The sequence below is a fragment of the Acidobacteriota bacterium genome (assembly GCA_003225175.1).
GTDB lineage: Bacteria > Acidobacteriota > Terriglobia > Terriglobales > Acidobacteriaceae > Gp1-AA112.
On record QIBA01000037.1, the window covers coordinates 174023 to 188022 of the forward strand.

Consider the following 14000-nt stretch of genomic DNA (forward strand, 5'->3'; position numbering starts at 1 on the left):
CTCCTCAGAGCTGGCCGGCGAAAGTCGATGCGACCTTCGCCGGCTTCATTTGCTCAAGAGATAAAACTTTTGGGATTCAGCTCTAAATGGAGAATCATTTTCTACTTCGCGAGTAGAGTCTTCCATCGAGCCCAGGCGTCGTCATGCGCCTTTTTGTTGCCTTCACTCGCGTCCGGAGCCTCGCCGGCACGCATGAAGCCGTGACCTGCTCCGTCGTAAGTAACGGGAACGTAGGTTTTGCCCGCGGCAGCCATATTCTCTTTCGCTTGCGGGATAGTGGCATCAATACGGGAATCGTTGCCGCCATAAAAGCCATAGACCGGCGCATTGATGCGCTTCATCGCATCTTTGTCAGGAGGCGGTCCATAGAAAACGAACGCCGCCTTTAGATCGTTGCGATTGGTGGCAAAACGAAAGCTTTGCCCGCCGCCCCAGCAATATCCGGTAACGAACAGCGTGCCATTCGATGCCGGCAGCTTCTTTGCATAATCGGCAGCAGCGTTTAAATCCGCCGTGACCTGATCGGGATTCAGGTGACTCACCGCTTCGGTGATTTTGCTCTGATCCGAAAAGGAACTCGTACGGCCTCCATTGGGTCCTATGCCAGAGAGCAGATCGGGAGCCACGGCTATATATCCAGCCTCGGCAAGTTCGTCGGCAAGGTTCTGCACCCAATCCGACATGCCGAAGATCTCGTGAATCACGAGAACCACGGGACTTTTATCCTTCGACTCCGGATAAGCGACGAATGTCTCAACTGAGCGGTTGTCGTGCTTTATCCTGACCCACTCACGATGGCGCGGCGACTTCTCAAGCTTTGCTCGCGCCCAATCCTGTGCCGTGAGACTTTGGACTGCAAGTAGGAGAGTAAACAGCAGGACTCGTTTCATTTTGTTCTCATCCCTGAATAGTTCTGAAGTTAGTTCTGACAGCAATCGAAAACTATACGCGCCCACATGTTGATCGCGCATCGGGGTGCTTCGAACTGGCATACAATGGAGCGTCTATCCCCATGCCCCGGTTGACGTCCTCAGACCGAAGAAAGCAGATTCTCGAGGTGGCTACCGAACTGTTCGGCCGCCATGGCTTCGACGGCGTGACCACTCGCCAGATCGCCGACGGAGCGGGAATTACGGAGGCGATGGTCTTTCGCCATTTCGCGACTAAAGACGATCTGTATTGGGAAGTACTCAGCGCCAAGAGCGCTCCAGACGAAGTCAAAAAGCGGCTGGAGGAAAGACTCCAGACGGATGTTGAGCCGCAAGAGATTTTTACGGCTATTGCCCGATATGTCTTGAATCGCAACATGCAAGACCCGGCTAAGAGCCGGTTGCTTCTCTTCAGCGCGCTCGAGAATCATCGCCTCTCTCAGCGTTTTTTCAAGACGTACATGAGCGAGTGGTACGAGTTGTTGGCTGGCTACATTCGCAGGCAGATGGAAGACGGAAATTTCCGCAGGGTAGATCCCGTACTCGCAGCACGCGGCTTTGTGGGAATGGTGTTCCATCACTACCTAGTCCAGGAGCTATTCGGCGGCGGAAAGTATCACAGCTATGACATCGAAGAAGTAGCTCAGACGATGGCCGAATTGTGGTTGAGCGGAATCACTCGCGAAGGAAAAGAACGGAGTCCGACCGAGTCACGAGCTACGGAATCTCGCCTGCCGGACCTTCTGGTCTCGATTCCCAAGGATGTCTAAGAACTTCTACTCGCCCTGCAGGGGAAATCCTCAGCTCTAGCGCGGCAACTTATCGAGAACTACGTGCTCAGGCAGCATTCTGACGGTCAAGCTCGTGTTCATCGATGTCCTTCCCGTGAACAGAGATGATTGGCTTCCGATGATGGTCCATGTGCCCGTCTGCCTCAATCGCTGAGTATTCGACCGGGAGGCTGGCTGCTACTGCGTGATCGTCCTGTATGGCTTGGCCATGCATAACGGACTCACTCTCCTCAGGAACTGTAGCACTTTCTGCCATCATTGCCAGCAAATTCCCATGAGTGGGCGTATAGAGATCGAGCGGAACTGGTTCCTCAGGCTCAAAGGGCGGGAGTGGCTCCTCGGGTTTGACTTTGCGTGCCATTAGCGGCCTCTGATTGCTTAGATGGATAGCGACTGGAATTGGAAACTCCTGCTCGGAGCTGCTGCTCTTATTGCAATGAAACATGCTTCGTGGTTCCGGCCGCCCTTCGCCGGATTTGCAGCATGCAACTGAAGTGAGGCGTGCACCAACCTGAAATCTTCGAGCACGTGATGGTCAGCAGCTAGCGGCAGAGGGATTTCAACAGCAAGCCGCCCGAGGGCGGCCGAAACAACGTAATTACAGTCAGCATCTCTCTATGCAGTGAATGACATCCAAGTCTAACCAGAAGCGGTGTTGCCGCCGACCCATGCAATGCAATACTCCAGGTTCAAACCGAGCTCTCAACTGAAACTCAGAGCTATTTTGCTTCTCTCAACGACACTGGTTTATCCACTACTCGCGCAGTCGAATCACGCCAGGGCTGTGCTTGACGGAGGAATCTGGCATTTACACGCTCGTGTGCCGCTCGGTTTTGATTCGCTGTTGCTGTACCCTTCGCGGCTCGCCGTTCAAATATTGGCTTCGGCTGAAGTTCCCGAGTTTGAAGGATGGACGTTGAAGGAACGAGAAAGCAAAGTCGTACTCCTTGATGCATCCGATCAAACCGTACGAAAACTTCCGAAGTCAATCACATTTCGTGTCACGGCGGGAACGCGTGACAAACTTACTGAATCCAACTCAATGCCACTCGATTGCACGAAGAGCCTGAACGACTTCCTGCTCGATCTGCATTTCCATTTGCAGATCTTCCGGGGAATGGAAATGAGGCAATTGGAGCCGGTGAAGACGTGGATAATTGGCGTCCCCGAGAGCGAGGCCTCCGATGAGCGAGTCTACCGTTCTACATTCGCACTTGAAGACGTTCGCCCGGAGGATCGCATCGTGTTGCTGGTGACTGATGGGAATGGAGCGCGCTTAACTAAGTTCCATCTGGAGTTTTTGTAAGCAGGGCTTCGTTGTTCAAAACTTGTACTTTGTGGCGGGAATTCTGAGAGACAAGCCTATTGATGTGACTCCAGCAGAATAGCCTCTTCCGATACCAGTTCCTCCAACACGGGCTCTTCCACTTCCTGCTGAATCTCGGCGAATAAATCGGGAGTCTGTTCAGCCTGCGCCATCCACACCGGTGCGAACGATTGGCGGTGGAGCGGAGAAGGTCCATGCTCGCGCAATATGGCTTTGTGTCTGAGAGTGCTGTAGCCCTTATTGGACGCGAGGCCGTAGAGAGGATACTGCGCGTCGAAGTCGCGCATCCAGCGATCACGTTCCACTTTGGCAATGATCGATGCTGCCGCTATCGAGCAGCTTAGCGCGTCGCCATGAATAATCTTTGTCTGTTTGCATTGGACGTCGATTTTTAGAGCGTCCACAAGCACATGGTCAGGAACTGGCTGAAGGTTTTTCACCGCCAACGCGAGCGCCTCGAGCGATGCCCAGTAAATGTTGATCTCGTCGATGCGAGCGGCATTTATCGAAGCAATGGAATAGCCGATGCAATGCTCGCGAATGCGTTCGGCAAGCACCTCTCGCACTTCCGGGAGCAGCAGCTTGGAATCGCGCAGACCGCGAATTCGATAGTCCGGTTTGAGAATCACTGCAGCCGCAACAACAGGACCAAAGAGTGCCCCGCGACCGACTTCATCGACGCCAGCTACAAGTTGGGCGCCATCCGCCCAGGCGAGCTTCTCATACCTCAAAGTGCATTTCAGTTTTTTAAGCAGCCGCAGTTTCAGGGTAGACATCGACCGCTGCTCTTCTCCCGGCTTGAGCAGCTTCAAGTACTTCTTGGCCCGCTTGGATGGTTTCCTAACCGCCATTGCCGCGATAGTAGCAGCGTTTGTGTGGAGGGGGCAGTGGAAAAGATGGGTTTTTTCGTCATCCTGAACGAAGTGACGAATCCATGCTTAGCCCAGCACTGATTGCAGTGCGCGTAAAGTACAGATTGAGACTTCCGGAATTGAAGGGGGATCGATCCCTCGTCCCGCCTCCCGGAATATCATCGGCATTACGGAAAGCCACATCCTTGGGCGATTCTCATGGGAAAGCCTCATCCCATGGCGATCCAAGCGCAATTACAATAGGGATTCGCAACCATTTGGCCATTTGACTTCCGAGCCCTCGAAACCCGGCATGCATGTGCGTCGCCTTTTGCGACTCGTTCATTACGTGCGCCCGTATTGGTGGTCGATTCTTGCGTCCCTTGTTCTGCTCGCGACGGTTGGTTTGTTAGATGCCTTTCGAATCATCTTGATTCGACCCATTTTTGATCGCGTGTTGAATCCCGATTCCGTGGGCCGTGATGTTCTCTTATTCCATCTGCCGGGACATGGCCCAGTCTATCTGCATCAGTTCCTGCCTACCCAATTTCACAACGCCTGGACCATGGTGGCCGTCGCGCTCGTCGGCGCAACGATCATCAAGGCTGTTTGCGACTATGCAGGCACTTATCTGGTGAGCTACGGCGGGTTCGGGATGATTACCGACCTGCGCAACGAGCTCTACGATTCGATTCTGCGGCGTTCGGTAGGGTTTTTTTCCAAGCATTCAACGGGCGCGCTGCTTTCGACGATCATTAATGATGTCGAGCGCGTGCAATACGCGATGTCCTCGGTGCTGGCTGAGTTTCTCCAGCAACTGTTCACGCTTATCTTTACCGTCGGTGTTGTCATTGTGTTTGGCGGCAAGCTTGCATGGGTACTGTTGTTGTTTGTGCCGATAGTGATTACCTCGGCGCGTCGAATCGGCCGGAACGTTCGGCACACCACACGAAGAGGCCAGGACAAGCTGGCTGAGATTCAGCATTTGCTGCACGAGACCATTGCGGGAAATCGGATCGTAAAAGCATTCAACATGGAGCTTTGGGAGACGATGCGATTTCGGGGAGCTTCGCGCCGGCTCTTCCGCGCTAGTCTGCGCTCGGTGAGCGCGCAAGCGATCAGCTCGCCACTCATGGATGTGATTGGCGCAGTCGCCATTTCGCTGCTGCTACTGCTCGGTCGCGATCAAATTAAGCATCAGGCATTCACTGAAAGCACATTCCTTACATTTATTGTCGCGGTATTCAAGCTGTACGATCCGGTACGCAAGTTTGCGCAGTTCTACAACAACTTCCAGCAGGCGCTGGGAGCCTCGTCGGCGATCTTCGATTTCATGGAAGTGGAAGATGACGTCAAAGACAAGCCGAACGCTGTCAGTCTGCCCGCATTCAGGGAGAGCATTCGTTTTCAGAACGTGGACTTCTCCTACGACGACGAGGAAGGGTCGCACCGGGTTCTCCGCAATATTAATCTGGAGGTCAAAGCGGGAGAGATTGTCGCGCTTGTTGGACCCAGCGGAGCAGGGAAGTCGACGATTGTGCGCCTGTTGCCGAGATTCTTCGATGTCAATGCGGGAGCAATTCTCGTCGATGGCCATGACGTGCGGGACCTGACCGTGCGTTCCTTGCGCAGCCAGATCGGCATGGTCACTCAGGAGACCGTTCTCTTCAATGACACAGTGCGCAACAATATCGCCTACGGGCGTCCGAATGTTCCTCAGGAGCAAGTCGAAGCCGCGGCGAGAGCTGCATTAGCTCACGATTTCATCATGCGCATGCCCGGCGGCTACGAGACAGTGATCGGCGAGCGCGGTATGCGGCTCTCCGGCGGCGAGCAGCAGCGAATCTCGATTGCCCGGGCAATTCTTAAGAACTCTCCGATCCTGATTCTTGACGAAGCAACTTCTGCGCTCGATGCTGAGTCGGAGGTTCTGGTCCAGTCGGCACTCCATAACCTGATGCAGAATCGAACGGCGTTCGTGATCGCTCATCGTCTCTCGACAGTGCGCAGGGCTGATCGCATCATCGTTATGGAGGCGGGCGCCATTACAGACATCGGATCGCATCATGAGCTGCTGCAACGCTTCGGAACTTATCAACGCTTGTACAATCTTCAATTCGTTGAAATCGATAACGTCGCAGTCGTCAAGTAGTTCGTGCCCGAGGATCCTGCCTAAATGCCTGTCCGATCGATGACTGGATATGCTCAGCTCACACATCAGGTGAGTGATCGGACCTCATTTTCATTGAGTTTGAAGTCGGTGAACCACCGCTTCCTCGATCTCCACTTCCGCATACCATTGGAAGCTAACCCCCTCGAGCTGAAGATGCGCCGGATCCTGAAGGAGAAAATAGCGCGTGGACACATCGAAGTAGCGCTGTCGCTGCAACAGGGTGATGCAGGCGGATTTCAGTTAAACCACGCTCTGGTAGAAGGCTATGTGCGCGCATTTCAGGAAGCGGCAGAACGATTGGGCATCGTGGCACAACCTGATCTCAACGTCATTCTGCGCACCCCCGGTGCACTTTCTGGAGATTCAACCACGCTGGATGAAACAACGGAGCAAGTCATTCTGGAGCAACTGGAACAGCTGATCGAACGCTTGAATCACATGCGCGAAGAGGAGGGCCGCGGAGTGGATCGTGAATTACGGGAACGCATGGAAGGCTTATCCCACGCGGTCAGCGAAATTGGAAAATTGCGGGCACTCGTTTCCCGCGCTTATCTGGAAAAGGTTCAATCACGAATGGACGAGCTGATTGCGGGCCATGTCGATCCGGATCGTGTACTGCAGGAAGCGGCGATGCTGGCTGAGCGGAGCGACATCCAGGAGGAGGTTGTCCGGCTCGAGAACCACATCAAGCACTTTTATTCGCTACTCGATTGCGGCGGCGAAGCCGGCAAGAAACTAGACTTTCTCCTGCAAGAGCTGAATCGCGAAGCCAACACTCTTCTTTCAAAAACGGCAGGAGTTGCAGGTGAGGGCTTGCGCATTACGGAATTGGGACTTTTGATGAAGTCAGAAATTGAAAAAGCGAGGGAACAAGTACAAAACGTGGAGTGAGGAGGAATCGGGTGATCGGGTGAAATGCAAACCCGATGACGCGATTGCCCGATCACCCGATTCTTAATACAGCAACAATAGTCACAATTCCTAATGTCGGGCATCCTCTACATCATTTCCGCGCCTTCTGGGTCGGGTAAATCTACGCTCGTAAACGAGCTTCGTTCAATCGTCCCTAATTTGGACTTTTCAATCTCTTACACTACTCGACCGCCGCGGGGCAGCGAACAGAATGGGCGCGAGTACTACTTCGTCACACGGCCTGAGTTCGAACGCATGATCGTGGAAGATAAGTTTCTGGAGTACGCCGAAGTATTCGGCCACTACTATGGGACGGCCTGCCGGTTTCTTGAGGAGGCGAAGGCAAACGGCAGGGATTTGCTGCTCGACATCGATGTTCAGGGCGCGGAGCAGGTGCGAAGGAAGGTCCCGGATGCAGTCAGCATTTTCGTAATGCCTCCGAACCGCGAGATTCTCGAGCGCCGATTGCGCCGCCGCAGCCAGACCGAAAAGATGGAGCCTGAAGTAATAGAGCGAAGACTTGAGAACGCCGAGAAGGAGATTGTGAATTACAACAAATACGGCTATATTCTCGTCAACAAGATCCTGGAAAAGGCAGTGGACGAGTTGAAAGCCATTGTCCTCTCTGAGCGAACGCGTCGCTCAGGAAAGGCGCCCACCGCGGAAGATCAGGAACTGGAGCGCATCGCTGAAGGATCTCTGCTCTCACGGAGCCACGAAAAAGTTCAACCCGTTCTACAATCATTCAGGACCAACCTCTGAGGTACATCAGGAATGGAACCGACGAAAGACTTCGATAGCAAATATCGTTACATCCTCGTCGCGGCCCGCCGTGCGCGCCAGCTCCAGGGAGGTGCGAATGCGCTGGTGGAAACGGACTCCCGCAAGGCGTGTCGGATTGCTCAGGACGAGATCCAGGCTGGCAAGGTCCGTTATGTCGTGCCCGATCCTGTAGCGCCAGTTGTCGAAGCAGCCCCACCCGAACCGACGGAAGAGTAGTTCCTCATCTGCCATCTGAAGAATTTCGCTATCCGACTACAATAATGGTATGAAGGTCGCTCTCGGAGTGTGTGGCGGCATCGCCGCGTACAAAGCGTGCGAAGTCGTTCGCTTGCTGCAGGACGCCGGCATCCGCATACAAGTCGTCATGACCGCTGCTGCCCAGGAGTTTGTGCGTCCTCTTACGTTTGCGGCGCTCTCTGGTGAGAAGGTCATTACTGGCTTGTGGCAGTCGGGGGGCGAGCAGCCGAACTTCGACTCCGCCATCGACCACATCAGCGTCGCCCAATCCATTGACGCGCTTATTGTAGCGCCCTGCACCGCAGATACAGCCGCTAAATTTGCGCACGGACAGGCCGATGATTTTCTTTCGACACTCTATCTCGCCACACCAGCTCCAGTAATCATCGCGCCGACGATGAACGTCGAGATGCTGAACCATTCCGCGACACAGGCGAACTTGGAAACGCTGCGACAGCGCGGCGTGCATATCGTTGAGCCCGGCAGCGGATATCTAGCATGCGGCATGGTTGGCGCAGGACGCTTAGCCGGACCCGAAGAGATCGTAGCAGCCGTACTGGCGAGGCTCGGCGTAGTGCGCGATCTCGCGGGAGAGACGGTTCTCATCACCGCGGGCGCGACGCGCGAGCCGGTCGATCCAGTACGCTTTCTCGGCAATCGCTCTAGTGGGAAGATGGGGTACGCCATGGCCGAGGCTGCGATCCGACGCGGGGCCAAAGTGATTCTTGTCTCCGGGCCAGTTGCGCTGGAAGCTCCCCCTGGCGTCAATCTCACAAATGTGGAAACCGCCGAACAAATGCGCAACGCTATGCTTTCTCGAGCTTCCGAAGCGAGCGTCATCATTGCGGCAGCGGCGGTAGCTGATTTTCGGCTTCGCAAAGCCTCCACACAAAAGATCAAACGTAATGGTCCAATGTCGCTGGATCTGGAACCAACTCCAGACATACTTGCTGAAGTTGCCGCGCATCGTCGTCCAGATCAACTGCTCATTGGATTCGCAGCTGAGACGCAGAACGCCATTGAGAATGGACGCGCGAAGCTGCGTAAGAAAGGCATTGATGCAATGGTCGTGAACGACGTCTCGAATCCTGAGATCGGATTCGATTCTGAGCTCAATGAGGTCACAATTCTCACTGCTAACGACGAAATCGCAATCCCAAAAGCAGAGAAATCAAAAATAGCTCATCGCATCCTCGATGCCGTGTTAAAACTGAAGGTCCGATCGGGCAAGGCTGTGCCTGCTCATTAATCTGATGACAAATGGTTCAGAGCTTCAGAAGCAGTTGACTGAACGTGTGCGCTTCTATCGCGAGCTGGGCATTTATGATTTCTACCGGCGCGAAGATGCAGAGAGTACGTCAGCCTTAGAGCAGCTTGCGGCATCATCAACACGCAGCGCAGAGGAGCCGCAGTTGCCCGTGCTCCCGATGACTTCGGACGAACAAATGACTCCAGAACAGGCTCTGCGTGTAATCCGCGAAGATCTCGGCGATTGCACTCGGTGCCCACTGCACAAGCAAGGACGCAAGCAGATTGTCTTCGGCGTTGGCAATCCACGCGCCGACATCATGTTCATTGGTGAAGGGCCGGGAGCCGACGAAGATCAACAGGGCGAGCCATTCGTTGGTCGCGCCGGTCAGCTTCTCAACAACATGATCTCCGCCATGGGAATTCGTCGCGAAGATGTTTACATCGCGAACGTCGTGAAATGCCGCCCGCCCGCGAATCGCACTCCAGAACGCGAGGAGTGCGACACCTGCTCGCCATTTCTGCTACGGCAGATCGCCGTTGTGAAGCCGAAGATCATCGTTGCTTTGGGAGCGGTTGCCGCTAAGACGCTTCTCGGTGTGAACGACGCAATGGTGAATCTGCGCGGGCGCCTCTATGATTTCAAAAATACTAGGCTGGCTGTGACCTACCATCCGGCGTACCTGCTGCGCGATCCGCGCCAGAAGAAAGAAGCCTGGAAGGATTTGCAGATGGTGATGAAGTACTTGGGCATGCCAATGCGCCAGAGCGCCCCAAGCTAACTATTTGGATTTTTTCTTTGGCGAGGCGCTTCCGCCTACTTGTCCGCTCACGCTTGCCAGAACTTTCTGGAATGCTTCCTGCGCGCTCATCTCTTTGCGGCCGCCCTTGTTTTTGCGGTATTTGTGCTCGAAGCCGCAGGTACGGCAGCGCACTTTTTGAACTTCGTCTCCGGCCATCACGACCACGGAATGATCCGTGGTTCGCTGGCAACGCGAGCAATAATCGTCGATATCATCGCCGAGCCTTGGCATATGCAACCTCCCGGCCAAGATTGATCGCGCGAATACTAGCACGGCGAGCTTTCGCTATGCCAAGCAACTGCTAGACTCTAGCCATGTCCGGCAGACGCGGACTCTTTATCACCTTTGAAGGCCTCGACGGCTCCGGAAAGAGTACGCAAATCGCGCGTTTGGCAGAGACCCTAACCGCCCGTTGCCTCACCGTCCTGGCCACGCGGGAGCCCGGTGGGAGTGCGATCGGCGAGCATATTCGCTCCCTTCTGCTGGATTCGCGCACTGCAGGTCTGTCTCCCCGAGCGGAGCTGGCGTTGATGTTTGCGGATCGCGCGCAGCACATCGAAGAAATCATTGAGCCTGCTCTCAAAGCCGGGAAAATCGTAATCTGCGATCGCTACACTGATAGCACGGAAGCCTACCAGGGTTTCGGCCGGCAACTCGGATCGCAGACCGTCCTCGACTTGCACCGGGTTCTGTGCCGCGACTTGTGGCCCGATTTGACACTGCTTCTCGAGTCGGAACTAAGTTCCAGCGTTGCTCGCGCGCGAAATCGCAATCAAGCCTCGAACTCCTCTGAAGGCCGTTTTGAAAGTGAGGATGCCGCATTCTTCCGCCGCGTGCATCAGGGCTTTGAGAACATCGCACTGCGGGAAAAGAATCGTGTAGCAAGAATTCCGGCAGGAACGATTCAGAAAGTAGAATCCGACATTCTCAAGACAGTCGAGAATCGATTTCCACAGGTTTCAAGTCGCGCAGCCATCACGAGGTGAGTTCTAGCTTGTCTTTCCACAATTTTCACGGCAATCATGAAACAGTCACTCGCATTCGCGAGATGCTTGCGCGCGACCGCTTTCCCCATGCCGTGATCATCTCCGGGCCAGAGGGGGCGGGGAGGTACACGCTTGCGCAGATGATCGCGAAGGCGCTGGAGTGCCTCGAACAACCGAACAATGACGGTCTACTGGACTTCTGCGGGCGATGCAGCAACTGCACTCGCATCGCACAATCCGATGATCTCGAAGCGAGATTTGCCGAAGCGGTAGAGACACGCGAAGCGATGCGCGAGGCAGACAAACGAGACGCTCGCATCCTGATCCAGACGCATCCCGAAGTGATCGTTGTTCCTCCCGATCCGCCACAAATGCTGATCAAGGTCGGCCAAATTCGACTCGTCATCGACTCGGTTTTCTACAAACCGGTCGAAGGCCGGCGCAAGGTCGTCATCTTCACCGAGTCTTCGTTCATGAAAGAAGCAGCGAACTCGTTGCTGAAGGTCTTGGAAGAACCTCCGGGATACGCGAGTCTGATTCTGCTCACGACGAACCCTGGCGAGCTCTTACCGACAATCCGATCGCGTTGCGTAACCTTCACGCTCGGAGCCCTGCCCGTTGGCGAACTGGACGAAGCACTCAATGCATCCCGAAAGGATCTCAAACAGTCCCAACGAGAGCTCATCGCCCGTCTTGCAAACGGCGCGATGGGACGCGCCCTCAGTTTCAAGCTCGAAGAGTACGTTGAAGCCAGAACCAGTGCGCTTACCATGCTGCGGAGTGCCATTACGGGAAGCGACCACAGCGAGCTGTTCAAGATCACGGAGACCTATCGTGCTGGCGCTGAAGGCCGCGATAAGACGGATCAATTGCTGCGAACGCTTTATGCATTGTTGGAAGACCTGCTCATGCTCAAATCCGGAACTCCCGAATTGCTAAGGAACACTGATATTCGCGGGGAACTTGGTAGATTGGCCCAGAGCGTGGACTTCGACTGGATCGTGACCGCATCCCAGCGTCTCGCGGAGGTCGAGCGCGGTATGAGAAGGAACCTTCTGCGCTCACTGTCACTGGATGCCTTTACCACTTCGTTAGAACGGTAGCTTCTCTGTAGTTGTCATTCCGAACCGACGAATTTGTGGGCGTGAGGAATCTACCGCCATCGACGTTGTGATCTGGGTGAGAACAGCAAGGTTTGCCATCTGCAGCTGCATCGGCACAGTCGGCAGAGAGCACCACATAATCGAAATGCTGGTGGCCGATCTGGCTTCCTGACCGTTGAAAACCCGCGGTTCGGAATGACAAAAAAAAAGCCTCAATGCTTTGCACCGCAAGAACAGCCTGTGATAGGGTTACCGCAACTCAGACCGCTTGAATCCAGCCTTCCGGAAGTTTGCTGCACTATCCGGCTTGTTCGATTGTGAGCCTTCGGCGCATGTTGGCACTCACAGGCGCTTCTGACGCAGTTATCGTTGATACAAACGTCGAATGAAAGATCCAGGGAATTCCGCAGCAGTCGGACGCGCACCAGAAGTCGCGCCAGAATCCGATGATTTTGTAAACCGCAAACTGATTCGTCCCTCACTGCCAATACCCCGGCGGTCGGAATCGAACGGCGAAAGGCCGCTTACTAGTGCCGAGCAACGCGTGCCAAAGCGTTCCAATGCGATCGAGCAAACCCATGCCGAAGCTTTTTATTTCCAAAAGCAGATGGCAAGCCGGACACCCATGGTTGTTGTACTCAAAGATGGCGAAGAAGTGCAGGGCTTTATCGAGTGGTACGATCGCAACTGCCTCAAGATCAACCGCGGCGGCCAGGCAGGCGTGCTGATCTACAAGCAGAGCATTCGCTACATGTTCAAAGCCGGCGAGAACAACAACGGCAAGCAGCGATAACTATCTTGCTGCGCGAAGCAGGCGATCGCGCAACGCTAATCCAAGCCCAGTCGCGGATGGCAGCGGACAGAGAATTACGCTCACTCCGGGCTTATCCAGATAGCGCAGCCCTGCGAACAGGTTGTGCGCAAGTTGCGCGGGATCGCTCCACGAACCCCAGTCGAAGATGACCAACCCTCCACGCGAGAGGGACTGTTCGTCCAACCAATCTTTCGGGGCCATTGCCCCAACATACTCCGCGCGATCTCCCAACTTCGAAACCTGTTCCTCAATGACCGCGAGGAAGTTTTCCTGCGTGCCGTCTACCAGTACTAATTGCGCTTGCGGAGCATAGTGTCGCGCCGCGAGACCCGGTGAGGCCAGAGCCTGCGGCGCTTCATTGGCTGGAGCCGAATACATCTCCAGTTGGCCCAATAACTCTTCGAGCTGCTCGCGCGTGACCCCCCCGGGACGAAGCAGCAGCGGCGGAGTACGCAGGGGATCGAGGACTGTCGACTCCACTCCGATCTGGGTCGGACCTGAGTCGAGGACAGCATCGATACGCCCTTCGAGGTCTCCCATCACGTGCTCGGCGGTCGTAGGGCTCGTGTGCCCAAAACGGTTCGCGCTAGGCGCAGCCAGTGGCAGCCCTGCAGAAGTAATGACCGCCCGAGCAACGGGATGTGCGGGAATGCGAACGGCCACAGTCTCCCGTCCAGCAGTGACTGCAAGTGGAAGCTGCCGGTGCCTTTTGAGCAATAACGTCAGGGGGCCGGGCCAGAAGCGCTCTGCCAGCTTTTTTGCCCTTTCTGGGAAATCGCCCGCGACTTGCGAAATCATCTCGAAGTTCGCAACGTGCACGATCAGCGGATCCCAGGATGGCCTTTCTTTGGCTACAAAGATTCGGGCGATAGCACCTGGATCGAGCGCATCGGCTGCCAGTCCATAGACGGTTTCTGTGGGAATTGCGACAAGCCCGCCAACTTTGAGGATCGCCGCTGCTTCGCGAATCGAAGGATGCTCAGGCGCGGCTTCTTCAGCGCGAACTTTGAGGTGGACGGTCTTCACTCAGAAGAGCATAAACA

At 55.1% G+C, this 14000-nt stretch carries 16 protein-coding genes; 11 read left to right on the forward strand and 5 right to left on the reverse strand.

Annotated elements, in window-relative coordinates; all coding sequences use genetic code 11:
• Positions 1-101 precede the first annotated feature (101 nt).
• Positions 102-890, reverse strand: coding sequence for a carboxymethylenebutenolidase (locus tag DMG62_08020; GenBank protein PYY23602.1), 789 nt, complete (start codon positions 888-890; stop codon positions 102-104).
• A 122-nt stretch (positions 891-1012) separates the two neighbouring features.
• On the opposite strand from DMG62_08020, the gene DMG62_08025 reads away from it, so the two are divergent.
• Positions 1013-1699, forward strand: a complete 687-nt coding sequence (locus tag DMG62_08025; protein PYY23603.1) for a hypothetical protein — start codon at positions 1013-1015, stop codon at positions 1697-1699.
• Between the two features lie 67 nt (positions 1700-1766).
• Here the strand turns inward: DMG62_08025 and DMG62_08030 are convergent, their stop codons facing one another.
• Positions 1767-2165, reverse strand: a complete 399-nt coding sequence (locus tag DMG62_08030; protein ID PYY23604.1) for a hypothetical protein — start codon at positions 2163-2165, stop codon at positions 1767-1769.
• Positions 2166-2393: 228 nt separating this feature from the next.
• Here DMG62_08030 and DMG62_08035 point away from each other — a divergent pair, with 228 nt between their 5' ends.
• Positions 2394-3026 carry a hypothetical protein gene (locus DMG62_08035; protein PYY23605.1) on the forward strand — a complete coding sequence of 211 codons (633 nt, stop codon included), beginning with the start codon at positions 2394-2396 and terminating at the stop codon, positions 3024-3026.
• Between the two features lie 56 nt (positions 3027-3082).
• Here the strand turns inward: DMG62_08035 and DMG62_08040 are convergent, their stop codons facing one another.
• Complete coding sequence (locus tag DMG62_08040) at positions 3083-3823, reverse strand: ribonuclease HII (protein PYY23641.1); 741 nt, start codon at positions 3821-3823, stop codon at positions 3083-3085.
• A 394-nt stretch (positions 3824-4217) separates the two neighbouring features.
• Here DMG62_08040 and DMG62_08045 point away from each other — a divergent pair, with 394 nt between their 5' ends.
• From DMG62_08045 to DMG62_08070, 6 genes are all read left to right on the forward strand, one after another.
• Positions 4218-6050 carry a multidrug ABC transporter ATP-binding protein gene (locus tag DMG62_08045; protein ID PYY23642.1) on the forward strand — a complete coding sequence of 611 codons (1833 nt, stop codon included), beginning with the start codon at positions 4218-4220 and terminating at the stop codon, positions 6048-6050.
• A 24-nt stretch (positions 6051-6074) separates the two neighbouring features.
• Positions 6075-6962, forward strand: coding sequence for a YicC family protein (locus DMG62_08050; protein PYY23606.1), 888 nt, complete (start codon positions 6075-6077; stop codon positions 6960-6962).
• Positions 6963-7055: 93 nt separating this feature from the next.
• On the forward strand, positions 7056-7745 hold the full coding sequence (locus tag DMG62_08055) for a guanylate kinase (GenBank protein ID PYY23607.1): 690 nt from the start codon (positions 7056-7058) through the stop codon (positions 7743-7745).
• A gap of 12 nt (positions 7746-7757) precedes the next feature.
• Positions 7758-7982 carry a DNA-directed RNA polymerase subunit omega gene (gene rpoZ / locus DMG62_08060; GenBank protein ID PYY23608.1) on the forward strand — a complete coding sequence of 75 codons (225 nt, stop codon included), beginning with the start codon at positions 7758-7760 and terminating at the stop codon, positions 7980-7982.
• 49 nt (positions 7983-8031) lie between these two features.
• Entirely contained in the window at positions 8032-9252 is a 1221-nt protein-coding gene (gene coaBC, locus DMG62_08065) for a bifunctional phosphopantothenoylcysteine decarboxylase/phosphopantothenate--cysteine ligase CoaBC (GenBank protein ID PYY23609.1), read from the forward strand.
• A 4-nt stretch (positions 9253-9256) separates the two neighbouring features.
• On the forward strand, positions 9257-10033 hold the full coding sequence (locus DMG62_08070; protein ID PYY23610.1) for a uracil-DNA glycosylase: 777 nt from the start codon (positions 9257-9259) through the stop codon (positions 10031-10033).
• Here DMG62_08070 and DMG62_08075 read toward each other — a convergent pair whose 3' ends face one another.
• Positions 10034-10285 carry a hypothetical protein gene (locus tag DMG62_08075; protein ID PYY23611.1) on the reverse strand — a complete coding sequence of 84 codons (252 nt, stop codon included), beginning with the start codon at positions 10283-10285 and terminating at the stop codon, positions 10034-10036.
• Between the two features lie 83 nt (positions 10286-10368).
• Here DMG62_08075 and tmk point away from each other — a divergent pair, with 83 nt between their 5' ends.
• From tmk to DMG62_08090, 3 genes are all read left to right on the forward strand, one after another.
• Positions 10369-11040 carry a dTMP kinase gene (gene tmk / locus DMG62_08080; GenBank protein ID PYY23612.1) on the forward strand — a complete coding sequence of 224 codons (672 nt, stop codon included), beginning with the start codon at positions 10369-10371 and terminating at the stop codon, positions 11038-11040.
• Between the two features lie 8 nt (positions 11041-11048).
• Entirely contained in the window at positions 11049-12143 is a 1095-nt protein-coding gene (locus DMG62_08085; protein PYY23613.1) for a DNA polymerase III subunit delta', read from the forward strand.
• 385 nt (positions 12144-12528) lie between these two features.
• Complete coding sequence (locus tag DMG62_08090; GenBank protein PYY23614.1) at positions 12529-12936, forward strand: hypothetical protein; 408 nt, start codon at positions 12529-12531, stop codon at positions 12934-12936.
• Here DMG62_08090 and DMG62_08095 read toward each other — a convergent pair whose 3' ends face one another.
• A complete protein-coding gene (locus DMG62_08095; protein ID PYY23615.1) occupies positions 12937-13983 on the reverse strand; it encodes a threonylcarbamoyl-AMP synthase in 1047 nt (348 codons plus the stop codon).
• Between the last annotated feature and the right edge of the window lie 17 nt (positions 13984-14000).